Origin of the sequence: Sinorhizobium terangae, assembly GCF_009601505.1 — a bacterium.
GTDB lineage: Bacteria > Pseudomonadota > Alphaproteobacteria > Rhizobiales > Rhizobiaceae > Sinorhizobium > Sinorhizobium terangae.
Genome location: NZ_WITC01000002.1, coordinates 1 through 23,701, shown reverse-complemented (window position 1 = coordinate 23,701; position 23,701 = coordinate 1). Strand labels below are relative to the sequence as shown.

The 23,701-nt window shown below is 63.2% G+C and carries 17 protein-coding genes and 1 pseudogene; 14 read left to right on the top strand and 4 right to left on the bottom strand.

Annotated features, from left to right (window positions below; genetic code table 11):
- Nucleotides 1-7: 7 nt before the first annotated feature.
- Nucleotides 8-1,189 (top strand): LysR family transcriptional regulator, encoded by a 1,182-nt coding sequence (locus GHK62_RS00135; protein ID WP_153436347.1) that lies wholly within the window; start codon nucleotides 8-10, stop codon nucleotides 1,187-1,189.
- Between the two features lie 84 nt (nucleotides 1,190-1,273).
- Here GHK62_RS00135 and GHK62_RS00130 read toward each other — a convergent pair whose 3' ends face one another.
- Complete coding sequence (locus GHK62_RS00130; RefSeq protein WP_153436346.1) at nucleotides 1,274-2,245, bottom strand: GlxA family transcriptional regulator; 972 nt, start codon at nucleotides 2,243-2,245, stop codon at nucleotides 1,274-1,276.
- A gap of 110 nt (nucleotides 2,246-2,355) precedes the next feature.
- On the opposite strand from GHK62_RS00130, the gene bcoG reads away from it, so the two are divergent.
- The 9 genes from bcoG to GHK62_RS00085 all read left to right on the top strand — a co-directional run bounded on the left by bcoG (nucleotide 2,356) and on the right by GHK62_RS00085 (nucleotide 14,923).
- Complete coding sequence (gene bcoG / locus GHK62_RS00125; RefSeq protein ID WP_153436345.1) at nucleotides 2,356-3,258, top strand: 3-dehydrocarnitine:acetyl-CoA trimethylamine transferase BcoG; 903 nt, start codon at nucleotides 2,356-2,358, stop codon at nucleotides 3,256-3,258.
- A 232-nt stretch (nucleotides 3,259-3,490) separates the two neighbouring features.
- Nucleotides 3,491-4,981, top strand: a complete 1,491-nt coding sequence (locus GHK62_RS00120; RefSeq protein ID WP_153436344.1) for a carnitine 3-dehydrogenase — start codon at nucleotides 3,491-3,493, stop codon at nucleotides 4,979-4,981.
- 205 nt (nucleotides 4,982-5,186) lie between these two features.
- The gene (locus GHK62_RS00115) at nucleotides 5,187-6,347 is read left to right on the top strand and encodes an acyl-CoA dehydrogenase family protein (RefSeq protein ID WP_153436343.1); all 1,161 of its coding nucleotides are present in this window, start codon (nucleotides 5,187-5,189) and stop codon (nucleotides 6,345-6,347) included.
- A 245-nt stretch (nucleotides 6,348-6,592) separates the two neighbouring features.
- The gene (locus tag GHK62_RS00110) at nucleotides 6,593-8,656 is read left to right on the top strand and encodes an acetate--CoA ligase family protein (protein WP_153436342.1); all 2,064 of its coding nucleotides are present in this window, start codon (nucleotides 6,593-6,595) and stop codon (nucleotides 8,654-8,656) included.
- A 5-nt stretch (nucleotides 8,657-8,661) separates the two neighbouring features.
- Entirely contained in the window at nucleotides 8,662-9,444 is a 783-nt protein-coding gene (locus tag GHK62_RS00105) for a carnitinyl-CoA dehydratase (RefSeq protein ID WP_153436341.1), read from the top strand.
- Between the two features lie 329 nt (nucleotides 9,445-9,773).
- A complete protein-coding gene (locus tag GHK62_RS00100) occupies nucleotides 9,774-11,363 on the top strand; it encodes an ABC transporter substrate-binding protein (RefSeq protein ID WP_153436340.1) in 1,590 nt (529 codons plus the stop codon).
- Complete coding sequence (locus GHK62_RS00095) at nucleotides 11,363-12,475, top strand: ABC transporter permease (protein ID WP_153436376.1); 1,113 nt, start codon at nucleotides 11,363-11,365, stop codon at nucleotides 12,473-12,475. Before GHK62_RS00100 ends, GHK62_RS00095 begins: the two co-directional genes overlap by 1 nt.
- The gene (locus GHK62_RS00090) at nucleotides 12,472-13,299 is read left to right on the top strand and encodes an ABC transporter permease (protein ID WP_153436339.1); all 828 of its coding nucleotides are present in this window, start codon (nucleotides 12,472-12,474) and stop codon (nucleotides 13,297-13,299) included. The genes GHK62_RS00095 and GHK62_RS00090 overlap by 4 nt, the downstream gene beginning before the upstream one ends.
- Nucleotides 13,292-14,923, top strand: a complete 1,632-nt coding sequence (locus GHK62_RS00085; protein ID WP_153436338.1) for an ABC transporter ATP-binding protein — start codon at nucleotides 13,292-13,294, stop codon at nucleotides 14,921-14,923. The genes GHK62_RS00090 and GHK62_RS00085 overlap by 8 nt, the downstream gene beginning before the upstream one ends.
- A 50-nt stretch (nucleotides 14,924-14,973) precedes the next feature.
- On the opposite strand, the gene GHK62_RS00080 is transcribed toward GHK62_RS00085, so the two are convergent.
- Nucleotides 14,974-15,768 (bottom strand): helix-turn-helix domain-containing protein, encoded by a 795-nt coding sequence (locus tag GHK62_RS00080; protein ID WP_184108538.1) that lies wholly within the window; start codon nucleotides 15,766-15,768, stop codon nucleotides 14,974-14,976.
- Nucleotides 15,769-15,895: 127 nt separating this feature from the next.
- Between GHK62_RS00080 and GHK62_RS00075 the strand changes: the two genes are divergently transcribed.
- On the top strand, nucleotides 15,896-17,485 hold the full coding sequence (locus GHK62_RS00075) for an ABC transporter substrate-binding protein (protein ID WP_153436337.1): 1,590 nt from the start codon (nucleotides 15,896-15,898) through the stop codon (nucleotides 17,483-17,485).
- Between the two features lie 182 nt (nucleotides 17,486-17,667).
- Nucleotides 17,668-19,665 carry a CocE/NonD family hydrolase gene (locus GHK62_RS00070; RefSeq protein WP_153436336.1) on the top strand — a complete coding sequence of 666 codons (1,998 nt, stop codon included), beginning with the start codon at nucleotides 17,668-17,670 and terminating at the stop codon, nucleotides 19,663-19,665.
- A gap of 210 nt (nucleotides 19,666-19,875) precedes the next feature.
- On the opposite strand, the pseudogene GHK62_RS00065 reads toward GHK62_RS00070, so the two are convergent.
- Both GHK62_RS00065 and GHK62_RS00060 read right to left on the bottom strand, forming a co-directional pair.
- A pseudogene (locus GHK62_RS00065) lies at nucleotides 19,876-20,273 on the bottom strand (ACT domain-containing protein).
- Between the two features lie 7 nt (nucleotides 20,274-20,280).
- A complete protein-coding gene (locus GHK62_RS00060) occupies nucleotides 20,281-21,204 on the bottom strand; it encodes an alpha/beta hydrolase (protein ID WP_153436335.1) in 924 nt (307 codons plus the stop codon).
- 185 nt (nucleotides 21,205-21,389) lie between these two features.
- On the opposite strand from GHK62_RS00060, the gene GHK62_RS00055 reads away from it, so the two are divergent.
- Together GHK62_RS00055 and GHK62_RS00050 are read left to right on the top strand one after the other, a co-directional pair.
- On the top strand, nucleotides 21,390-22,298 hold the full coding sequence (locus GHK62_RS00055; protein ID WP_136506594.1) for a LysR family transcriptional regulator: 909 nt from the start codon (nucleotides 21,390-21,392) through the stop codon (nucleotides 22,296-22,298).
- A 169-nt stretch (nucleotides 22,299-22,467) separates the two neighbouring features.
- On the top strand, nucleotides 22,468-23,628 hold the full coding sequence (locus tag GHK62_RS00050; protein WP_153436334.1) for an ABC transporter substrate-binding protein: 1,161 nt from the start codon (nucleotides 22,468-22,470) through the stop codon (nucleotides 23,626-23,628).
- Nucleotides 23,629-23,701 lie beyond the last annotated feature (73 nt).

Here is a 23,701-nt window from a genome sequence, read left to right as displayed (position 1 = left end):
TAGGTTCGTGGATATTGCGACGATCGTCCTTGTTGACGCGACGCTGCGGGAAGGTGGCATACGACGTGCGGCGAAGCTCTGCAGGCGCCCGCCGTCGAGCGTCAGCGCCGCCGTCCGGCGCTTCGAGCAGACAATTTCAGTGCCGCTGCTTCGCCGCGAGGGCGCCATGCTCGTGCCGACGCTAGAGGCGCAGGCGCGCATCGCCGACATCGCGGAGGCGGCGGAAACCGCAACGCTTCTCGCCAGCCGCCTCGGGAGCCCTGCGCCTGGCCCGATCCCGCCCGTCAGCCTGGCGGCGCTCGACCGTTTCGTGAAGATCGCCCGCAACGGCAGCATTCGCTCGGTCGCACGGATGCTCGCCCTCGGCCAACCCCAACTGACCCGCCAGATGGCGGACCTCGAACGCCACCTCGGATATCCACTGTTCGAGCGCGCCCATCACGGGGTGGTCTGTACAGAAGAAGCGCTTGCCGCCATCCCTCTTGCGGAAAAACTGCTTCAATGCTGGGGACGCCTGACGCGCGCGTCGGACGACCGTTTTCGCCGCGACGCGACGACATGGCGTCTCGGTGCGGTGATGCCGCTCGGCCCCGAGAGCGAGATCGCGCGCATGCTGGCGGCGCTGACGGCCGCCTGGCATGCTTCCCGCCCCCGTCAGCACCTGTTCATTTCAAGCACCACGGCGGACGAACTCATCGCCGGGCTGAAGAGCCGGCGCTTTGACGCCGCACTCCTCGACGTCGCCGACTTCCCCAGCGAATTCGATGGCCGGCTCGTATCGGAAACGCCACTGGCGCTCGCTGGCGCCGCGGCGATACTTTCCGAAATGGACGGCGACTTCGCGCGCCTGCTGTGCGCCTCCCCGATCGCAATGCCGAGTGCCAAGAGCGGACTGAGGCGCGAGGCGACGCGTTTTCTGGAAGATACGCTGAGCGAAAGCGAGCGGCGGCGCCTGACCCTGATCGATGTAGACTCGATCCCTGTGATCATCAATCTCGTCAGCCACCATGGCTACCTCTCGATATTGCCGGAAAGCTCGCTCTCCCGAGTCCATCGCCCGCCCGCGATGATCCGCCTCGCGCCCCGATACAAACAATCCCTCACCCTCGTCTGGCCCAGAAAGGCGCTTTGGGCCCAGGCTGGCGAAGCCATCTTCCGGATGATGAAGACGGGCACGGCGCGGACCTGAATCGTCTTCTAACGAGGTTGCACGAAGCTGCTGATTCGATTCGCCGATCCGTCGGCGATTGAATCTTCGTCTGAAACTTTTGAATCAACTCTTGAGCTTCAGTCGCCGGCGCGTTTCGCTGGGGCTTTCGCGGTAGTGCGCGCGGTAGCTGCGCGAGAACGAGGATGATGAGTTGAAGCCGGTGATCGCGGCGATATCGGCGAACTCCATTCGCGTCTCGATCACCTTGCGGCGCGCGGCATTGAGACGGAGAGCGAGATAGTGCTCATGCGGAGCAACGCCCATCGTATCCTTGAAGAGGTCCTGTAGATGCCGGGCGCTGACACCGACTCGGCGTGCGAGCCGCGCGAGCGTCAGCGGCGCCTCGACGGTCTCCTCCATCAGCTTCACCGCCGCGCCGACCCGGGCATCGAGAATCCGCATGTTGCCGATCGCCGGAACCTGCAGCAGATCGCCGCGCGTGCGTTCCTGCTCGTAGATGAAGAGGCGCGAGACCTCTAGCGCCAGCGAATAGCCATGCGCCCGGCGGATCAATTCCAGCATCAGGTCGAGCGTCGGCAGCGAGCCTCCGGTGGTAATCCGCTTGCCGTCGATGACGAAACGCTCGCGCACCATAGTCACATGCGGATAGGCGGCGGCGAAATCCTCAAAATCCTCCCAGTGGGTGGTGACGGAAAAGTTGTCGAGTAGGCTGGTCTCGGCAAGCAGCCACGAGCCGGATTCGATTCCCGCCATGACTTCCCGATGCCGCGCCGTCTGCGACAGCAGCATCTTGAGTTGCGAGGTGGCACTGCGCTCCCAGTTGTAGCTCGAAAGCACGAAAAGCGGCGCCGTCTCCCGCTGCGGCCGGAAGGGACCGGAGACTGGAATCGGAATGCCGCTCTTGGTCTCGATCGCCTCGCCGTTCGGGCTGAAGATCGTCCAGGTATAGAGCGCCCGCCCGGCAATCCGGTTGGCGGCACGTAGCGGCTCGATGACGGAAGCGACGAGGATCAGGTTCGTCTCCGGCAGCACCAGCAAATCGATATGCTGCGCCTGCGTAACGATCTCGTCCATGGCAAAACTTCCTCCTCATACTGCCGATAATGTATAGCGTAGAACCGATAATGAAAAGCAATGGCGGCCTTTCTGCCTCGTAATAGCTCCCAACAAAAAGGGAGACAGCAATGCCGCTCAGCATGAACCGCGAGGTATTCATCACCTGCGCCGTCACCGGTTCGGGAGACACCGTTTCCAAATCCAGCCACGTCCCGATTACACCAAAGCAGATTGCGGAAGCCGCAGTCGAGGCCGCCAAGGCTGGTGCGGCGATCGTCCATTGCCACGTCCGCGATCCGGAGACCGGCGCACCCGCCCGTCGCCTCGACCTCTACAAGGAGGTGACCGACCGCATCCGCTCCGCCGACATCGACATCGTACTCAACCTGACCGCCGGCATGGGAGGGGACCTCGTTTTCGGCAATGTCGAAAGCCCCTTCCCCGTCAACGAGAAGGGCACCGACATGGCCGGCGCCACCGAGCGTGTTGCCCATGTCGCCGAATGCCTGCCCGAGATCTGCACGCTCGACTGCGGCACGATGAACTTCTCGCTCGGCGACTACGTCATGACCAACACGCCGTCGATGCTGCGCGAGATGGCGCGCCAGATGACAGCACTTGGCGTGCGCCCCGAGATCGAGGCCTTCGATACCGGCCATCTCTGGTTCGCCAAGCAGCTCGCCGAGGAAGGCCTGATCGAGGACCCTGTGCTGATCCAGCTCTGCATGGGCATTCCATGGGGCGCGCCGGACGACCTCAACACCTTCATGGCGATGGTCAACAACGTGCCCTCGAACTGGACTTTTTCTGCCTTCTCGATCGGCCGCAATGCGCTCGCCTATCCGGCCGCGGCGATCCTTGCCGGCGGCAACGTCCGCGTCGGCCTTGAAGACAACCTCTATGTCGGCAAGGGCCAGCTCGCGACCAATGGCCAGCTCGTCGAAAAGGCGGTCTCCGTCATCGAGGGTATGGGTGCGAAGATTATCGGGCCTAAGGAGGTCCGCGAAAAGCTTAAGCTGACGAAGAGATAAGAAGACCCCTCCCAACCCTCCCCACAAGGGGAAGGGCTTAACGTGCGGCGCCGCCGAACTCCCACCGAAACGTCTGTGTCCGTGGAAGTGTTTGCATCAAGGCGCCGGCGAAGCGGCAGAATAGCTGCCAGAGTGGGATGTACAGGATCCGGAGCCGCTCATCCCTCCCTCATTGGGAGGGTGGCCCGCAGGGCCGAGAGGGGTTCCGCGGCAACAGTTGGATGGAGAGGGAATGAGCATCATCACCAAGGCCGCCTGCGTCGGCGGCGGCGTCATCGGCGGGGCCTGGGCGGCGCGTTTCGCGCTTGCCGGCATCGACGTCAACATCTTCGACCCGCATCCGGAAGCCGAGCGCATCATCGGCGAGGTCATGGCCAATGCCGAGAAGGCCTATGGCATGCTGACCATGGCGCCGCTGCCGCCGCGCGGCAAGCTTACCTTCTGCAAAAGCATTGAGCAGGCGGTCGAAGGCGTTGACTGGATTCAGGAAAGCGTTCCCGAGCGGCTGGAGTTGAAGCGCGGCGTGATCACCGAGATCGACGCCTTCGCCCGCCCCGACGCGCTCATCGGTTCGTCGACCTCCGGCCTCCTGCCCTCGGACCTGCAGGCCGACATGAAATACCCCGAACGCATGTTCGTGGCGCATCCCTATAACCCTGTCTATCTCTTGCCACTGGTCGAACTCGTCGGCGGCAAGAAGACCTCGGCGGCGACGATCAAGCGGGCCGAGGAAGGCGTTGCCGAAATCGGCATGAAGGGCGTCGTCATAGCCAAGGAGATCGAGGCCTTCGTCGGCGACCGTCTCCTCGAGGCTCTCTGGCGCGAGGCTCTCTGGCTGATCCAGGACGATATCTGCGACACCGAAACGCTCGACAATGTCATGCGCTATTCCTTCGGCATGCGCTGGGCGCAGATGGGCCTGTTCGAGACCTATCGCATCGCCGGCGGTGAAGCAGGCATGCGCCATTTCCTCGCCCAGTTCGGCCCCTGCCTCAAATGGCCCTGGACCAAATTCACCGATGTCGTCGACCTCGACGATGCGCTCGTCGAAAAGATCGGGTCGCAGTCGGACGCACAAGCCGCCGGCCGCTCGATCCGCGAACTTGAACGCATCCGCGACGAAAACCTCGTCGGCATCATGCATGCGTTGAAAGCCAGCAACGGCGGCGAAGGCTGGGGCGCCGGCAAACTGCTCGCCGATTTCGAAAAGCGTCTTTGGGCCAAGGGCGGCAACCAGGCGAAAACCCATGACGCCTCCGGTCCGCTGCGCCTCATCGATACCAAGGTCAATGCCGCCTGGGTCGACTACAATGGCCACATGACCGAGCACCGCTACCTGCAGCTTTTCGGCGACACGTCTGATGCGCTGTTGCGGCTGCTCGGTGTCGATTTCGCCTATGTCGAGGCCGGCCATAGCTACTACACCGTCGAAACGCATATCCGCCATCTGGGCGAGGCCAAGCTCGGTCAGGAGCTCTATACGACGCTGCAGCTCCTCGCCTCCGACGAGAAGCGGGTTCAATTCTTCACCAGGATCCACGACGCCGCATCGGGCGAGGTGATCGCGACCGCCGAGCAGATGATGCTGCACGTCGACGCGAAGGCCAGCAAATCCGTACCGGCGCCGACGGAAGTGCTGACGAAGTTGAAGCCGATTGCGGAAGGGCATGCGAAGCTTGAGGTGCCAGAAGGCGCCGGGCGGCACGTTGGACAGAAGCGGTGAAGGTGATGAGGCGGATGATTTGCCCCTCATCCGCCTGCCGGCACCTTCTCCCCGCCTGCGGGGAGAAGGGACTCGCGGCATGCTCCCAGTCCCCTCTCCCCGCTTGCGGGGAGAGGGTCAGGGTGAGGGGCAAATAGCCAAGCACGCCGCAGGCCGATGAGGAGATCGGCCCAGGCAGGCGGACAAAAGAATACGAGGGAGAGCAATGAATTTCGCACTGTCCGAAGAACAGCAGATGATCGTCGACACGGTCCGCAACTTTGTCGAGACCGAGATCTATCCGCACGAAAACGAGGTCGAGCGCACTGGCACCGTGCCGCGCGAACTCGGCCAGGAAATTGCCCGCAAGTGCAAGGAGCTCGGCTTCTTCGCCTGCAATTTCCCCGAAGAGGTCGGCGGTGCCGGCCTTGATCACCTGACGTTCACGCTCGTCGAGCGCGAGCTTGGTCGTGGCTCGATGGGACTGACTGTTTTCTTCGGCCGCCCCTCCGGCATCCTGATGGCCTGCAATGACGAACAGCGCGAGCGTTACCTGCTGCCGGCCGTCAAGGGCGAAAAATTCGACGCGCTCGCCATGACCGAGCCGGACGCCGGCTCCGACGTGCGCGGCATGAAATGCTTCGCGAGACAGGATGGCGACGACTGGATCGTCAACGGCACGAAGCACTTTATCAGTCACGCCGACATCGCCGACTTCGTCATCGTCTTCATCGCCACCGGCGAGGAACAGACGCCGCGCGGCCCGAAGAAGAAAATCACTTGCTTCCTCGTCGATCGCGGCACGCCGGGTTTCCAGATCCGCGACGGCTACAACTCCGTCTCGCATCGCGGCTACAAGAACTGCATCCTCACCTTCGATGACTGCCGCCTGCCCTCCTCGCAGATCCTCGGCGAGGTGCACAAGGGCTTCGATATCGCCAATGAATGGCTCTACGCCACGCGCCTGACGGTCGCCGCCACCTCGGTCGGGCGGGCGCGGCGCGCCTTCGACTATGCGCTTTCCTACGCCGCCGAGCGCAAGCAGTTCGGCAAGCCGATCGGGGCCAACCAGGGCGTCTCCTTCAAGCTCGCCGACATGATCACCGAGATCGACGCGGCCGACCTGCTGACGCTGTCTGCCGCCTGGCGGCTCGATCAGGGCCTGCCGTCAAACCGGGAGATCGCCTCGGCAAAGGTCTATGCCACCGAAATGCTCGCGCGCGTCACCGACGAGGCGATCCAGATCTATGGCGGCATGGGGCTGATGGACGACCTGCCGCTCGCCCGCTTCTGGCGCGACGCCCGCGTCGAGCGCATCTGGGACGGCACCTCGGAGATCCAGCGCTACATCATCAGCCGCGACCTCTTGCGGCCGCTGGGGGCTTGAGCGATGGCGGATTTTCTTCATTTGCTGCGGGTTAAGACCCCTCCCCAACCCCTCCCCACAAGGGGGAGGGGCTACCCCGCCGCACCCTCCGCGGCCTTCCCGAACAGGGGCCTCTCGCCGCGCCGGCGAATTGGGCAAAGCGGCGCCGCGGCTAAGCCCCTCCCCCTTGTGGGGAGGGGTTGGCGAGGGGTCTTTCCCGCACCCAGAGAACAACGAGCGGCATTTTTCGGCAGCGGAGCGCCGGAATGACCACCCCTCCCCGCTCCCTCGACCGGCTGATCCGCCCGCACTCCATCGCCGTCTTCGGCGGCAAGGAGGCGCGTCGCGTCATCGAACAATGCGACAAGATGGGCTTTGCCGGCGAGATCTGGCCGGTCCACCCGCGCGAAGACGAGATTCTCGGCCGCCGCTGCTATCGCTCGGTGGCGGACCTGCCGGATGCGCCGGACGCCTCCTTCGTCGGCGTCAACCGGGCGCTGACGATCGAGATCATCCGCGATCTGGCAGCACGCGGCGCCGGCGGCGCCGTCTGCTATGCTTCGGGCTTCCGAGAGGCAGCCGGCGAGCTTGCCGACGGCAACGATATGCAGGAGGCGCTCGTTGCCGCCGCCGGCGACATGCCGATCGTCGGGCCTAATTGCTATGGCTTCATCAACATGCTCGACGGCGCCCTGCTCTGGCCGGACCAGCACGGCATGCTGCGCGTCGAGCGCGGCGTGGCGATCCTCACGCAGTCCTCGAATATCGCCTGCAACATCTCCATGCAGACGCGCGGGCTGCCGCTCGCCTATGTCATGACCGCCGGCAACCAGGCGCAGACCGGGCTCTCCGACATCGCCTGCGCTGTGCTCGAGGACCCGCGCGTCACCGCCGTCGGCCTCCACATCGAGGGCTTCGACAGCATCGAGGCGCTGGAACGACTGGCGATCCGCGCGCGGGACCTGCGCAAACCCGTCGTGACGCTGAAGGTCGGCAAGTCGGAGGCCGCGCAACTTGCGACCGTCTCCCACACCGCCTCGCTCGCCGGCAACGACCGCGTCTCTTCGGCACTGCTTGCCCGCCTCGGCATCGGCCGGGTCGACACGCTGCCCGAGCTCCTCGAAACGCTGAAACTCCTGCATCTTCACGGCCCGCTTGCGAGCGCCGACATTTCCTCGATGAGCTGCTCTGGCGGCGAGGCCTCGCTGATGGCAGATGCGGGCGTCCGTCGCCGGGTCAACTTCCGGCCATTGCTCGAGGAGCAGCGCCAGCCGCTGAAGGAAAGTCTCGGCGAGATGGTGACGATCGCCAATCCGCTCGACTACCACACCTTCGTCTGGGGCAACCGTGACAAGCAGACGGCCGCCTTCACCGCGATGATGAGGGGCGGTTATGCCCTGAACCTGATCGTGCTCGACTTCCCGCGTCTCGACCGTTGCGACGCCGCCGACTGGGTGACGACCTGCGAGGCGGTCATCGCTTCGGCTGAGGCCACCGGCGCTGTCGCGGGCATCGTCGCGAGCCTCGGCGAGAACATGCCGGAAGAAACCGCCCTGTCGCTGATGGCTGCGGGCGTCGTTCCCTTCTTCGGCATCGACGAAGCGCTCGCCGCTGCGGAGACTGCAGCTGAGATCGGCGCCAGCTGGGCGAGACCTGCTCCGCCGCCCCTCCTCAAGGTCCGCGGCGAAGCGGGCGATGCCGTCACGTTGACCGAGGCGGAGGCCAAGGCGGAGCTTCTCGAAGCTGGCGTTGAGGCTCCCCGGGGCAAAACGGCCGCCACGGCCGAAGAAGCGGCAGATGCCGCCGAAGCCCTCGGCTTCCCGGTGGTGCTCAAAGGCCTCGGCGTCGCCCACAAGACCGAAGTGGGCGCGGTCAAGCTAAACCTCGCGAGCCGAGACGAGGTCTATGCCGCCGCGACGGCGATGGCCGCGGTCGCTTCGGGCTATCTTGTGGAAAAGATGGTCGCCAAGCCTGTGGCGGAACTCATCATCGGGGCAATGCGCGATCCCGTTGCCGGCCCGGTGCTCACCACCGGCGCAGGCGGAATCCTCGTGGAATTGCTCGATGATTCGGCGATCCTGACGCTTCCGACCACCGAGAAAGCGATTTCGGAGGCGATCGACAGTCTCAAGGTCAGGAAGCTGCTCGGCGGCTATCGCGGCGGTCCGAGGGGCGATGTCGCGGCTCTGACCAGGACTGTCGCCGCTGCGGCATCTTATGTCGTTGCAAACGCTTCCAAACTCGATGAACTCGATATCAATCCTGTTATGGTGTTACCGGAAGGCCAAGGAGCCATCGCCGCTGACGCCTTGATCCGCCGGAGGAAATGACGCCTATGACCGGACCGATCCTCACCCGCCGCAAAGGCGGCATTCTTGAAGTCACGATCGACCGGCCGAAGGCCAATGCCATCGATCTGAAGACCAGCCGGATCATGGGCGAAATCTTCCGCGAGTTCCGCGACGACCCCGCCTTGCGCGTGGCGATCATCACCGGTGCTGGCGAAAAATTCTTCTGCCCCGGCTGGGACCTCAAGGCGGCCGCCGATGGTGACGCCGTCGACGGCGACTATGGCGTCGGTGGTTTCGGCGGGATCCAGGAACTGCGCGACCTCAACAAGCCGATCATCGCGGCCGTCAACGGCATCTGTTGCGGCGGCGGTCTGGAGATTGCGCTTTCGACCGACCTCATCCTTGCTGCCGAGCACGCGACCTTCGCGCTGCCCGAAATCCGCTCCGGCACCGTCGCGGATGCCGCTTCGATTAAATTGCCGAAGCGCATTCCCTACCACATCGCCATGGACATGCTGTTGACCGGCCGCTGGCTCGACGTCACCGAGGCAAACCGCTGGGGCTTCGTCAACGAAGTTCTGCCGGCCAACCGGCTGATGGAGCGTGCCTGGGAACTCGCCCGCCTGCTCGAAAGCGGGCCACCGCTCGTCTACGCCGCCATCAAGGAAGTGGTGCGCGAGGCGGAAGGCCGCGATTTCCAGACGACGATGAACAAAATCACCCGCCGCCAGTTCAAGACGGTCGATATCCTCTATTCGAGCGAAGACCAGCTCGAAGGAGCACGCGCCTTCGCCGAGAAGCGCGATCCCGTCTGGAAGGGGCGCTGAGACGATACGCCGCAATGGCCGCGTGACTTTCAGCCGGCGAGAACCGGCAATCGACGTGGCGCGCCGCAAGGAACGGTGCATGCGGCAAAGGGTTCGTCCATAGGCCAAGCTTATGGAAAAGATTTGGAATTTAGGACGTTACAAGCCTGCTCCGAGCGACTAGCCTTATGCATCGGAACAGTCTGTATCGCCCGCCGTAGATCGCAAAGGGAGGAGAAACGAGACGACATCACGGGCAAGCTGGCTTCGAAGCCATTTCGGACGATACGCAAAAGTCTCTACCAATCACAACGAACGGCGAATGCCGACTGAAAGAAGGGAACAGGGGAATGAGCGATTACAAAGACTATCTGACACGACAGGTCATGCTGGGCAAAATGAACCGGCGTGAGTTTCTCGGGCGCGCGGCCGCTTTCGGTATCGCCGCCTCGACCGCCGGAACGCTTTTCGCAACCAGTGCGGCGGCGCAGGAGCCGAAGCGCGGCGGGCACCTGAAGCTCGGCCTCGAAGGCGCAGCTGCGACCGACTCGAGGGATCCGGCAAAAGCTCTCTCGCAATTCATGTTTGTCGTCGGCCGCAACTGGGGCGACATGCTCGTCGAGAGCCATCCGACGACCGGTGCGCCGGTGCCGGCGCTTGCTGAATCCTGGGAACCTTCCGCCGACGCGGCGACCTGGACTTTTACGATTCGCAAGGGCGTCAAGTTCCATGACGGTAAGGAGTTGACCGTCGACGACGTGATCAAGACCCTGCAGCGTCACACCGACGACAAATCGGAATCGGGTGCACTGGGTGTGATGAAGTCGATCAAGGAAATCAAGGCGGACGGCGGCAAGCTGGTGCTCACGTTGACGGAGGGCAATGCCGACCTGCCGCTGCTGCTTTCCGATTACCACCTCATCATCCAGCCGAACGGCGGCCTCGACAATCCCGACGCGATGATCGGCACCGGCCCGTACAAGGTGGCGAGCTTCGAACCGGGCGTTCGCGCCACTTTCGAAAAGAACACCGACGACTGGCGTACGGACCGCGGCTATGTGGATTCGATCGAACTGATCGCGATGAATGACGCGACCGCGCGTATCGCGGCGCTTTCCTCCGGTCAGGTACACTATATCAACCGTGTCGATCCGAAGACCGTCAGCCTTCTGAAGCGGGCACCCACCGTTGAGATTCTCAACACCTCTGGTCGCGGCCACTACGTCTTCATCATGCATTGCAACACCGCGCCGTTCGACAACAACGACCTGCGCATGGCGCTGAAATACGCGATGGACCGCGAGACGATGGTGCAGCGTATCCTCGGCGGCTACGGCAAGGTCGGCAACGACTTCCCGATCAACGATACCTATGCCCTTTTCCCGGAAGGCATCGAACAGCGCGCCTATGATCCGGACAAGGCCGCCTTCCACTACAAGAAGTCCGGCCATTCGGGTCCGGTGCTGTTGCGCACGTCCGACGTCGCCTTCCCGGGGGCCGTCGATGCCGCCGTTCTCTATCAGGAGAGCGCCAAGAAGGCCGGCATCGAGATCGAGGTCAAGCGCGAGCCGGGCGACGGGTACTGGACCAACGTCTGGAACGTCCAGCCCTTCTCGACCTCCTACTGGGGCGGCCGCCCGACGCAGGACCAGATGTATTCGACCGCGTACCTCTCGAATGCCGACTGGAACGACACCCGCTTCCAGCGTCCGGACTTCGACAAGATCCTGCTCGAAGCCCGCTCCGAACTGGACGAGGCCAAGCGTAAGGACATGTACCGCACCATGGCGATGATGGTGCGCGACGAAGGCGGCCTGATCCTGCCGATGTTCAACGATTTCGTGAACGCCTCTACCAAGCAGGTGAAGGGTTATGTCCACGACATCGGCAACGACATGTCGAACGGCTACGTCGCAACCCGCGTTTGGCTCGACGCATGATGACGGAAAGCGGACCAATGACTGGTCCGGTTCTGACGGATGGGACCGCGGGTGAACAGCCGCGGTCTGCCGACCTTTCCGGAGTGCCAGCGAAACCAAACCCCACCGGCGCCGATGGCGAGATCGGTGGCAGCTTCTGGCGGCGTTTCGTCTTTCGCCGTCCTCTCGCGGCGCTGATCCTTCAGCGCCTCGGCTTGAGTGTTGGATTGCTTTTCGCCGTTTCGCTGATGATCTTCGGCGGCATCGAGGCGCTGCCCGGCGACTTCGCCACCACCTATCTCGGCCAGTCGGCGACACCGCAGGCGGTCGAAAACATCCGCAAGGACCTCGGCCTCGACCGGCCCTGGAGCGAACGCTACCTCAATTGGCTTGGCGGCGCCGTCAAGGGTGATTTCGGCACCTCGTGGGCCAGCAAGAATTCGGTCAGCGAGCAGATCGGCAATCGGCTCGGCAATTCGCTGTTCCTCGCCTTCTTCGCCGCGCTCATCTCCGTGCCGCTCGCAGTCGGGCTCGGCATGCTGGCCGTGCAGTTCCGAAACCGGATGCCAGACAAGATCATCAACGTGATATCGCTCGCGGCGATCTCGCTGCCGGAGTTCTTCATCGGCTATCTGCTGATCATGTTCTTCGCGGTCAAATGGGGCGTCGCCACCTTCCCGGCGACGGTCTATGACAGCATGAGCTTCACCGAACGGCTCTCGGCGATCGCGCTTCCGGTCGCAACCCTCGTTCTCGTTGTTCTCGCCCATATGATGCGCATGACGCGGGCGGCGATCCTGAACGTCATGTCGTCGGCCTATGTCGAGACCGCCGAGCTCAAGGGGCTCGGCACCTTCCGCATCATCGCCCGCCACGCCGCGCCCAACGCCGTGGCCCCGGTCATTAACGTCATCGCGCTGAATCTGGCCTATCTGGTCGTCGGCGTCGTCGTGGTCGAAGTGGTCTTCGTCTATCCGGGCATGGGGCAATATATGGTGGATGCCGTGACCGTGCGCGACATGCCGGTCGTCCAGGCCTGCGGCCTGATCTTTGCGGCCTTCTACATCTTCCTCAACATGGCGGCAGACATTCTCGCCATTCTCGCCAACCCGAGACTGAGGCACCCGCGATGAACCTGAGATCCATCCCCTTGAGCGCCTGGATAGGCATCGCGGGCATCGCGATCGCCATTCTCTGCGCGATTTTCGCACCGGTCATCGCGCCCTATGGCGAGCGGGACGTCGTCGGCGATATCTGGCTTCCGGCCGGCGGCGACTTTCTGCTCGGCACCGACAACCTCGGGCGCGACCTGCTCTCGCGCCTGATCTATGGCGCCCGCACCACCATCTTCGTGGCGCTGGCGGCAACCGTACTCTCCTTCTCGCTCGGCATGATCTTGAGCTTTGCCGCGGCGGTCATGGGCGGTTTCGTCGACCAGCTCTTCTCGCGCTTCAACGATCTGATGATGGCGATCCCGACGCTGATCTTCGCTCTCGTCGTGCTCGCGGTGCTGCCGCAGCATCTCTGGATCCTTATCCTCGTGATGGCAGTGCTCGATTCCACCCGCGTCTTCCGCATCGGCCGTGCGGTCGCGCTCGACGTGGCGGTGATGGAATTCGTCGAGGCGGCACGGCTGCGCGGCGAAGGCTCGCTATGGATCATTTTCCGCGAGATCCTGCCGAATACGCTGTCGCCGCTCTTGGCCGAATTCGGCCTGCGCTTCGCCTTTTCGATCCTCTTCCTCTCCACCCTCTCCTTCCTTGGCCTCGGCATCCAGCCGCCGGCCGCGGACTGGGGCGGCATGGTCAAGGACAACAAGGACGGCATCATCTTCGGCATTTCGGCGGCGCTCGTGCCGGGTGCGGCGATCGCGACCCTCGCCATCTGCGTAAACCTCGTCGTCGACTGGCTGATGAAGCGGACCTCGAGCCTGAAAGGAGGGCGCGGCGATGCCTGAGCTTCTTTCCGTCAAAAACCTGAAGATCGAGGCGACGAGCTATCCGCCGGGCGAACCGCCCAAGGTCGTGACCCTGGTGGAAGGCGTGTCTTTCGACCTGCAGAAGGGCAAGGTGCTCGGTCTCATCGGCGAGTCCGGCGCCGGCAAGTCGACGATCGGCCTCTCGGCACTCGCCTACGGCCGCGGCGGCTGCCGCATTATCGGCGGCGAGGTGCTGCTCAATGGCCGCGACATCCTGAAGCTCGGCCGTTCCGGCATCAACACGGTGCGCGGCGCTCAGGTCTGCTATGTGGCGCAATCCGCAGCAGCCGCCTTCAACCCCGCCCACAAGCTCGGCGACCAGGTCATCGAAGCCTCGCTTCGCCATGGCCTCATGAGCCGCGACGAGGCAAAGCAACGCGCGCTTTATCTCTTCCGGGTGCTCGGCCTTCCCAATCCGGAAACCTTTGGTGATCGCTATCCGCACCAGGTGTCGGGCGGCCAATTGCAGCGCGCCATGACGGCGATGGCGCTCTGCCCCAACCCCGAACTGATCGTCTTCGACGAACCGACCACGGCGCTTGACGTCACCACCCAGATCGACGTGCTTGCCGCGATCAAGCACGCCATCGAAGAAACGCATACGGCGGCACTCTACATCACCCACGATCTCGCCGTCGTCGCGCAGATTTCCGACGACATCATGGTGCTGCGCCACGGCAAGACCGTCGAATACGGCACCACCAAGCAGGTGATCGAAGCTCCGAAGGAAGACTATACTCGCGCCCTCGTCAGCGTCCGCCAGACGAAGCGCGACGAAGCGGCGGACCAATCCGGTACGCTTCTCAAGATCGAGCATGTCCATGCCGCCTACGGCAGTGGTTTCAAGGTGCTGCACGACGTGTCGATGCACCTGCCGAAGGGCCAGACACTGGCAATCGTCGGCGAATCCGGTTCCGGCAAGTCGACGCTCGCGCGCGTCATCACCGGGCTCCTGCCGCCGAGCGAGGGCCGGATCACCTTCGAGGGCAAAGAGCTGCCGAAGGCTTTGAAGGGCCGGACGCGCGATGAACTACGCCGCATCCAGATGATCTATCAGATGGCAGACACGGCGATGAACCCGCGCCAGACGGTGCGCGACATCATCGGCAGGCCGCTCTCCTTCTATTTCGGCATGCACGGCGCCAAGAAGACCGAACGCGTCAGGGAACTGCTCGACCAGATCGAGATGGGATCGCGCTTCCTCGACCGCTACCCGGCCGAGCTTTCCGGCGGCCAGAAACAGCGCGTCGCGATCGCCCGCGCGCTTGCCGCCAAGCCGGAGCTCATCCTCTGCGACGAGCCGACCTCGGCGCTCGATCCGCTGGTGGCCGAAGGCATCCTGAATCTGCTTCTCAGGCTTCAGGAGGAAACCGCTGTTTCCTATGTCTTTATCACCCACGACATCGCCATCGTGCGAGCCATCGCCGACAGTGTCGCGGTCATGCACCGCGGTCGCCTGGTGCGCTTCGGACCGAAGTCGAAGGTGCTCTCGCCACCCTTTGACGACTACACCGACCTGCTCTTGAAGTCGGTGCCGGAGATGGAAATCGGCTGGCTGGAAAAGGTACTGAAGACGCGGCGCATGGAGAGCGCCGGCAATTGATGCGTTTTCTCTCCCTGAACTCGGGGAGAGAGAGACCGGCGTCGCCGACTCTAGTACTCCGCCGGTATGGTCAGCACTTCGGCCTCCCGCGTCTCCAGAAAGCGTCTGACTGCAGACGGCAAATGCCGTGATCCGAAGGGAAGCAGCCCGCAGCGCGAAAGCATCTGACGCTTGTCCGGACCCTGCCCGAGATGCCGCCAGATCATGCGCGAGGCATAAGGCAGGTTCTCCTTCCGCCACGAGACCCCCATCGTGGTGCCGCGCAGATAGACCCGTTGGTGCACCTCGAACGGCATTAGGATTGTCTGCGCCAGCATTGACGCGTGCCCCACGGTACGCTCGGCAATGAAGATGCGGTTTCGCCAGAAGGTGACAAGGCCGACATATTTCGAAAACTGCTGGATCTCGTTTGCCGCATCGCGAATGCGCTCGATCGATTTCACCCGGATCGAGCCGCCTTCCTCGTAGATATGCGCACAGGAACAGACGATGAAGCCAGGCCAGGAGAGCGAAAGATGATAGGTCTGGTAGTAGCCGAGATGGCGGCGGAGGGCCGCGGCATCGCCCGGAAATCCTTCAAGGAGTTGCCCCGCTTCCAGGCGATGGCGCTCGGGCCGTGTCATCCGCGCTTCGAACAGCCTCGGCGACAGCGAAAAATCCTGCGTCGAAAGCCCGAAGAACGCCGCGATCCGCGCGACATTGTGTGCCGACGGCCGCGCCTCGCCGCTGATGTAGCGATTAAACTGCTGACGATTGATACCGATTTCGCGGCAAATCTGCGAGATCGAGCGCCGGGTCGCGCAGGCGAAACGCAAATTGGTGACGAATGCATCGTCCTGCTCCACATCGGCCTCCTGACCTCTTGATATCGAGGAGCGTAAACTAGCGTAAATCAGCGTCAAGTCGCGAAATTGTGTCGCGTGAGGCAGGCGCTAGGCTTCCATCGAACAAACACACAAGGGGAACTCTGAAATGACGGAATTCACGAAGCGTCCCGACGGCCTTATCGTCCCGACTGGCATCAACCGCCGCGGCTTCCTTGCAGGGACTGCGGCGCTGGGTCTCGCCGCCGGCCTCGGCGGCACAATGATAGCGGGCGCAGCGCAGGCACAGGAGCCGAAACGCGGTGGTCACCTGAAACTCGGCCTCAAGGGCGGCGCGACGACGGACTCCCTCGATCCGGCCGCCTATACCGGCTCCGTGTCCTTCGTGATCGGCCATCTCTGGGGCGACAAGCTCGTCGAATCCGATCCGGTTACCGGAGCGCCCCTGCCCTCGATCGCCTCTTCCTGGGAGCCTTCCGCAGATGCTTCGGTCTGGACTTTCAAAATCCGTAACGACATCGCCTTCCATGACGGCAGCAAGCTGACGGTCGCTGACGTCGTCGCGACGTTGAAGCGGCACTCTGACGAGGGCTCCAAGTCGGGCGCCCTCGGACTGATGCGATCGATCAAGACGATCGAGGAAAAGGCCGGCGATCTCGTTCTGACGCTCTCGGAAGGCAATGCGGACTTGCCTCTGCTGCTGACCGATTACCACCTGATCATCCAGCCGGGCGGCGGCGTCGAAAATCCTGCCTCGCCGATCGGAACGGGCCCGTACAAGCTCATCAGCTACGAGGCCGGCATCCGCGCGACCTTCGAAAAGAACACCGCCGACTGGCGCTCCGATCGCGGCTTTGTCGACAGCGTCGAGATCATCGTCATGAACGACAACTCGGCGCGCATCGCGGCGCTTTCGTCTGGCCAAGTGCATTTCATCAACAACGTCGACCCGAAGACCGTCTCGCTTCTCAAGCGCGCGCCTCGCGTTCAGATCCTTCAGACGCCAGGCAAGGGCTTCTACAGCTTCCTGATGCATTGCGACACGGCGCCCTTCGACAACAACGATCTGAGGCTCGCGCTGAAATATGCGATCGATCGGCAAGGCATCCTGGATCGCGCCGTTGGTGGCTACGGCAAGCTCGGCAACGACTATCCGGTCAACGAGAACTACGCGCTGGCGCCGACGGGTATCGAGCAGCGCGTCTACGATCCGGATAAAGCGGCCTTCCACTACAAGAAATCCGGCCATGACCGGCCGATCCTGCTGCGTACATCCGATGCCGCATTCCCAGGCGCGGTCGACGCGGCGGTGCTCTTCCAGGAAAGCGCCCGCAAGGCGGGCATCGAGCTAGAAGTCAGGCGCGAGCCGGAGGATGGGTATTGGACAAATGTCTGGAACGTCCAGCCGTTCTGCGCCTCTTACTGGGGCGGGCGGCCGACGCAGGACTCTCGCTATTCCACTTCCTATCTCTCGAGCGCGGAATGGAACGACACGCGCTTCAAGCGCGAGGATTTTGACAAACTGCTCTTGCAGGCACGCTCCGAACTTGACGAAGCCAAGCGCAAGGAACTCTATCATACGATGGCAATCATGGTACGCGACGAAGGCGGCCTGATCCTGCCCGTCTTCAACGACTACGTGAATGCCGCCTCCGCCTCGCTGAAGGGCTTCGTGCACGACATCGGCAACGACCTTTCGAACGGCTATGTCGGAAGCCGCGTCTGGTTCGACAGCTAAAGTATTTTGCAGGCAGGTGGAATCACCTGACGTCGCACAAATGCGGCTAAACAAACAGATGGGGCGGTGGCGCGAACGCACGTGAGCGTATCCCACCCCAAAGCGGAACGAGGAAAAGTGTGGGCGGTTTTTCCGCCCGCATCCTGCATGTCAATCGTCGCAAATGGATCGGGAGGTACACAATGGCCGATCGCAACTTTACCGTCCTCGAGAACGAATGGATCACGCTCAAGGACGGGACGCGGCTTGCCGCGCGCGTCTGGATGCCGGAGGGCACGGAGCAGAATCCCGTGCCGGCCGTTCTCGAATATCTGCCCTATCGCAAGCGCGATGGAACGTGTGCCCGCGACGAATCCACCTATCCGGTCTTTGCGGCTGCAGGCATTGCCGGCGTGCGCGTCGACATCCGCGGCTCGGGCGAATCCGAAGGCGTGATCGACGGGGAATATACGCCGCGCGAGCTTTCCGACGGCTGCGAGATCATCGAATGGATCGCGTCGCAGCCGTGGTCAAACGGCAAGGTCGGGATGATGGGCATTTCCTGGGGCGGCTTCAATTGCCTGCAGGTGGCGGCCCTGAAGCCGCCGGCGCTCAAAGCGGTCATCTCGATCGCCTCGACCGTCGACCGCTACAACGACGACATCCATTACAAGAACGGCTGCCATCTCTCGGCGCAGCTCTCCTGGGCGGCGACCATGCTCGCCTATCAATCACGCTCGCCGGATCCCGAGCTTGTCGGCGAACGCTGGAGGGAAATGTGGCTGGAGCGGCTCGAAAACGAACCCTTCTTCCTGGAGGAGTGGCTCGAGCACCAGCGCCGCGATGATTTCTGGCGCCATGGCTCGATTTGCGAGGATTTCGAGGGCTTCCCGATCCCTGCACTGGTGATCGCGGGATGGGCCGACGGTTACCGCAACACGCCCATCAAGGCCGTCGAGGGCCTCGGCAGTAAGGCCAAGGCTCTGATCGGGCCCTGGGTGCACAAATATCCGCATTTCGCCTGGCCGAAGCCGCGCGCAGATTTCCACAGCGAGGCGATCCGCTGGTGGAACCGCTGGCTCAGGGATGAGAAAAATGACGCGGAACATGTGCCGCAAATGCGCGCCTACATTCTGGATGGACCGAGGCCTGCGCTCAGGCGAAATGAAGACCCAGGGCGATGGGTCGCCAAGGACGTTTGGACGACGCCGGAAATGCGCAAGTTTGCCATCGCCGGCGACGGCAGCCTGACAGCTGGCGCCTCGGCGGCGAAGGGCATCGGCGATGTGTATCTCCGCTCACCGCTCGATACCGGCACAGCCTCCGGCGAATATTTCACACTGAAACCGGATGCCGAAATGGCGGGCGACCAACGCATCGATGACGCTGGATCGCTCACCTTCGAAACGCAGCCGCTACTCGAAGCGCAGGATTATCTCGGGCAGCCGGTACTCAGTCTCGACGTGTCCTGCAGCGCCGAGACCGCGAACCTCGTTGCCCGTATCGTCGATATTCATCCCGACGGCACCGCGACGCGCGTCGCCTTCGGCGTGCTCAATCTCGCCCATCGCCACAGCAATGCGACGCCGCAGCCTATGGAGAAGAACCGCAGGACGCGCGTCACTATGGTGCTCGACGCCTGTGGCTATCGCTTCCGCGCCGGCCACCGCATCCGCCTGTCGCTGTCGACGTCCTACTGGCCGATGATCCTGCCGCCGCCGACCGATCCGGGCCTGACGATCGACACGGCCAGCCTGTCGCTCTCTCTGCCGCTTCTCGGCGACCATCGCGAGGTCGTCGTTCCGCAGCCGGCCGATCCAAATCCGCTGCCCCACTACATCGAGCATTCACCGGCCCAAACGCGCCGCACGGTCGAACGCGACATGACGAAGGGCGTGACTCACTACCGGATCTATGAGGATACCGGCCTCGTCGAGCATCCCGGCACCGGCAACGCGACGCAGGACATCCGCGACGAAACCTGGTCGATCGCGCCCGGTGATCCGCATTCGATGACGGGCGTTTCCACCTGGACCTGCATTGCGCGGCGCGGCGATCAGGTGGTGAAGACGGCCTCGACGGCTCGCTTGGCCTGCACTGAGACCGAATGGATCACTTCGGCCAAGGTCGAGGCTTTCGAGGGCGATGAGAAGATTTTCGAAAAGACATTCGAAAAGCGCATTCGGCGAGATTTCATGTGAGCGACCGGCGCGCGTCGGGGCTGTGCGGCCCCTCATCCCGCTGCCGCGACCTTCTCCCCGCAGGCGGGGCGAAGGGACCCGCGGGGCCAAGCTTCCCCTTCTTCGCCTGTAGCGAAGGCTGGCCGATGGTGACATGGAAGGCGGGACCCGCGACGGCGTCCCCTCGCGGAGAGAGGGCTAGGGTAAGGGGCAGGTCCACCCACGGACCACCTATGTCCCACTCAATCCCTGCAACGCTGCCACCGCCCGCTCCGCATCGGCGGCCGGAACAAAGACGTGATCATGATAATAGGCCGCTACCACATTGGCGCTAACGCCCTCGCGGGTGAGAGCGGCCGATACCGCTGCCGTCAGCCCACGGCCTCGAGCGCGGAGTGCACGCTGAGCGTGATGAGCCGCAGGACGGGACCATAGGAAAGCCCGGCCGCTTCCGCGCGCGACCGTTCGAGAATGAGCGTCAGGCCTTCCGCCTCGCGAAAGGTGCCGATCGGTTCCAGCGCAAGCGCGGACGCCGTATCGTCCTGAACGGTGCAGTAGACATATTCGCCTTCCCGCAGGATCGGGTTCATCTCCGCCAGAAGGCGGGCGAGATCGGTTACTCCGCTCACGGGGCCCTCACCTTGTCCCGACCAACCGCGCCACGCCGTGGACGAGGTGGAGAAAGCCTTCTTCTGCGCCCGGACTCATGTGCCGGGCCCGGAGCCACGCATGGATCATCTGCGGCTCTTCACGGTAGGTGACATCGACGCCGGCCTGCGCGAGCCGTGCCGCATAATTCCGCGCATCATCGCGCAAGGGATCGAAATTCGCTGCAGTAATATAGGCCGGCGGCGAGCCGGAAAGATCGCCAGCCTTCAGCGGATGGGCGAAAGGATTGTCCGCCGGCGCCTTCAGGGTGTCGCGGTAATAAGCTACGTCGGCCGTCGTGAGACCAGGCGCCTCGGCCATCTCCATATAGGAGCCGCTGACAAGATCGCCGCCAAGAGCCGGATAGATCAGCACTTGGCCGATAATACCGGAAAGCCCTTCGGCCTTCGCCTTGAGCACGATGCCCGCCGTGAGATTGCCACCTGCACTGTCGCCTGCGACAACCACTGGACTGCGTCCCGCAAGCAGCCTCTGCAACACCTCATAGCAGTCATCGAACGCCGCCGGCCAGACGTGTTCCGGCGCAAGCCGGTAGTCCACGGAGACGAGTTCCGCCCGCGCGCCATGCGCAAGCTCCGCACAGATCGCATCATGGCTGTCGAGCGAGCCGACGACGGAACCGCCGCCATGGATGTAAAAAATGCACGTTTCGGTAGCCACCTCGGCCGGGCGATAACGTCGAAGCGGGATGCGGCCGCCGACCTGCTCGTCCCGCCGTATCAGTCCTGCCGGAGACGGTGCATCGAATTCGGCGCAAAGCGCATCGTACCACTGGCGCTGCTGCTCAATCGAGGCGTTGACCGCATCGGCAGGATAGAATGCCTCACAGCGTTCGTGAAAGGCAAGAATGCTCGGCTCAGTCGGCATTGGTCGCGGTGTCTTCGAATCCATCCTGCTCTCCCGATTGAAGGAAACATGCCGCAATTCAAAGTGCTACAGCGTCTGAGAGGACGCACGGCGCTGTAGCAGAGACCTTACCATCGGCATCTCCTCGCGCACGACAAAATGCGGCACGGCATGGCGCAGCCTCACTGCCTCGCTTGCCATCGGGTCGCTGCCCGGTGTTAAGTCCGTTCATGGCATTCACACTCCGGCAATTGCAGTATTTCATCGCCGTCGCCGAGCAGGGCTCCGTCACCCGCGCGGCGCAGAACCTTTCGATTTCGCAGTCGTCGATTACCGAAGCGATCAAGGAACTCGAGACCGACCTCGGCGTCGAACTTTTCGACCGCCATCCGCGCGGTCTGTCGATCACCCACAACGGCCACCAGTTCCTGCGCCACGCAACAAAGATCCTGGCCGACGTTTCCGATGCGCGACGCAGTTTTTCCGACAGCCGCGAGGAACTCGGCGGCAAGCTCAATCTGGGCGTTACCTCGCTTGTCGCAGGCTATGTTCTCTCCGACCTGCTCGCCCGTTACCGTCGTGCCTGTCCCGGCGTCGAGGTGAGCGCGATCGAGGACAACGGCTCCTATCTCGAACATCTGTTGATCGGCGGCGAACTCGACGTCGCCGTGATGGTGATCTCCAACCTGCGCGACCGCATGGCGCTGCAGGCCGAAATCCTCGAAACCTCGCCTTATCGCGTCTGGCTTCCGATCGGCCATCCGCTCGTCAGCGCCGACATCATCTCGGTCGACGACATCGCCAAGGAGCCGCTGATCATGCTGACTGTGGACGAAATCGAGGAGAACACCGGCAAGCTCCTGACGGCGCTTGGCGCTCGCCCGCACGTCGCCTTCCGCACCCGCTCCGTGGAGGCGGTCAGAAGCCTGGTCGCGACCGGCGCCGGGATCGCGCTGTTGCCCGATCTCGTCTATCGCCCCTGGTCGCTCGAAGGCGACCGGATCGAAAGCCGCGACGTATCCGGTGCCCTGCCGGTGGTGCAGGTCGGCATGGTCTGGCGCAAAGGCTCCAGCCTGCCGCAATCGGCACGCGATTTTGTCGGAATCGCCGAAGCCCTTCGCAGCGCCCGCCCCCGCTAAGGTTGTGCTCGGCCTGGGAAATGCGCACGGAAAGCCGTTTTAGCACTACGGTATCGGAAAAAGCGATAGCGACATTCTGATTAATGAATTTGCGAATGCGGAGAAATCAAGGCACGCTTCGATCCGGGAACAAAGCTGCAGAACGCGGCATAAACTGGGGAGACTTCCGATGAAGCAGATCTTGAAATCCTGCACGGCGCTTACTCTTTCGCTGGCACTCGTCGCCCCTGCGCTCGCGCAGGAGCCGCTGAAGGAGTTGGGCAAGGGCGAAGGGGAGCTGTCGATCGTCGCCTGGGCCGGATACATCGAGCGCGGCGAAACCGACAAGAACTACGACTGGGTCACCGACTTCGAGAAACAGACAGGCTGCAAGGTCAGCGTCAAGACCGCAGCCACCTCGGATGAAATGGTCGCGCTCATGAACGAAGGCGGCTTCGACCTCGTCACTGCCTCTGGTGATGCCTCCCTGCGCCTCGTCGCCGGCAAGCGCGTTCAGCCGATCAACACCGACCTCATCCCGAGCTGGAAGACGATCGACGAGCGCATGCAGAATGCGCCGTGGCACACGGTCGCCGGCGTCCACTACGGCACCCCCTATGTCTGGGGCCCGAACGTGCTGATGTACAACAAGGATGCGTTCAAGGGCGAAGCGCCCAAGAGCTGGAACGTCGTCTTCGAGGAAATGACGCTGCCTGACGGCAAGTCCAACAAGGGCCGCGTCCAGGCCTATGACGGCCCGATCCACGTCGCCGATGCTGCCAACTACCTGATGGCACACAAGCCCGATCTCGGCATCAAGGATCCCTACGAGCTCAACGAGGACCAGTACAAGGCCGCGCTCGACCTGCTTCGCACCCAGCGCACCCTCGTCGGCCGCTACTGGCACGACGCGATGATCCAGATCGACGATTTCAAGAACGAAGGCGTCGTCGCTTCCGGCTCCTGGCCGTTCCAGGTCAACCTGATGGAAGCCGAGAAGCTGCCGATCGCCTCGGTCATCCCGGAAGAAGGGGTGACGGGCTGGGCGGATACGACCATGCTGCACGCCGACAGCGCGCACCCGAACTGCGCCTACATGTGGATGGAGCATACGCTTTCGCCGAAGGTGCAGGGCGACGTTTCCGCCTGGTTCGGCGCGAACCCCTCGGTCGGCGCCGCCTGTAAGGGCAATGAACTTTTGACCGACGCAGGCTGCAAGACCAACGGCTACGAGGATTTCGACAAGGTCAAGTTCTGGAAGACGCCGGTGACGAAGTGCGAGAGCCAGGGCGAATGCGTGCCCTACCACCGCTGGGTTTCCGACTATATCGGCGTGATCGGCGGGCGGTAAGCCAGCCGCCGTTCTCCCTCCCCCTAGTGGGGAGGGTGGCCCAAAGGGCCGGGAGGGGTTTCTTTGCCAAGGG

Coding starts and splice junctions, on each gene's coding strand:
- GHK62_RS00130 (WP_153436346.1), bottom strand. CDS start 2,245: ATGGACGAGATCGTTACGCAGGCGCAGCATATCGATTTGCTGGTGCTG.
- bcoG (WP_153436345.1), top strand. CDS start 2,356: ATGCCGCTCAGCATGAACCGCGAGGTATTCATCACCTGCGCCGTCACC.
- GHK62_RS00120 (WP_153436344.1), top strand. CDS start 3,491: ATGAGCATCATCACCAAGGCCGCCTGCGTCGGCGGCGGCGTCATCGGC.
- GHK62_RS00115 (WP_153436343.1), top strand. CDS start 5,187: ATGAATTTCGCACTGTCCGAAGAACAGCAGATGATCGTCGACACGGTC.
- GHK62_RS00110 (WP_153436342.1), top strand. CDS start 6,593: ATGACCACCCCTCCCCGCTCCCTCGACCGGCTGATCCGCCCGCACTCC.
- GHK62_RS00105 (WP_153436341.1), top strand. CDS start 8,662: ATGACCGGACCGATCCTCACCCGCCGCAAAGGCGGCATTCTTGAAGTC.
- GHK62_RS00100 (WP_153436340.1), top strand. CDS start 9,774: ATGAGCGATTACAAAGACTATCTGACACGACAGGTCATGCTGGGCAAA.
- GHK62_RS00095 (WP_153436376.1), top strand. CDS start 11,363: ATGACGGAAAGCGGACCAATGACTGGTCCGGTTCTGACGGATGGGACC.
- GHK62_RS00090 (WP_153436339.1), top strand. CDS start 12,472: ATGAACCTGAGATCCATCCCCTTGAGCGCCTGGATAGGCATCGCGGGC.
- GHK62_RS00085 (WP_153436338.1), top strand. CDS start 13,292: ATGCCTGAGCTTCTTTCCGTCAAAAACCTGAAGATCGAGGCGACGAGC.
- GHK62_RS00075 (WP_153436337.1), top strand. CDS start 15,896: ATGACGGAATTCACGAAGCGTCCCGACGGCCTTATCGTCCCGACTGGC.
- GHK62_RS00070 (WP_153436336.1), top strand. CDS start 17,668: ATGGCCGATCGCAACTTTACCGTCCTCGAGAACGAATGGATCACGCTC.
- GHK62_RS00060 (WP_153436335.1), bottom strand. CDS start 21,204: ATGGATTCGAAGACACCGCGACCAATGCCGACTGAGCCGAGCATTCTT.
- GHK62_RS00055 (WP_136506594.1), top strand. CDS start 21,390: ATGGCATTCACACTCCGGCAATTGCAGTATTTCATCGCCGTCGCCGAG.
- GHK62_RS00050 (WP_153436334.1), top strand. CDS start 22,468: ATGAAGCAGATCTTGAAATCCTGCACGGCGCTTACTCTTTCGCTGGCA.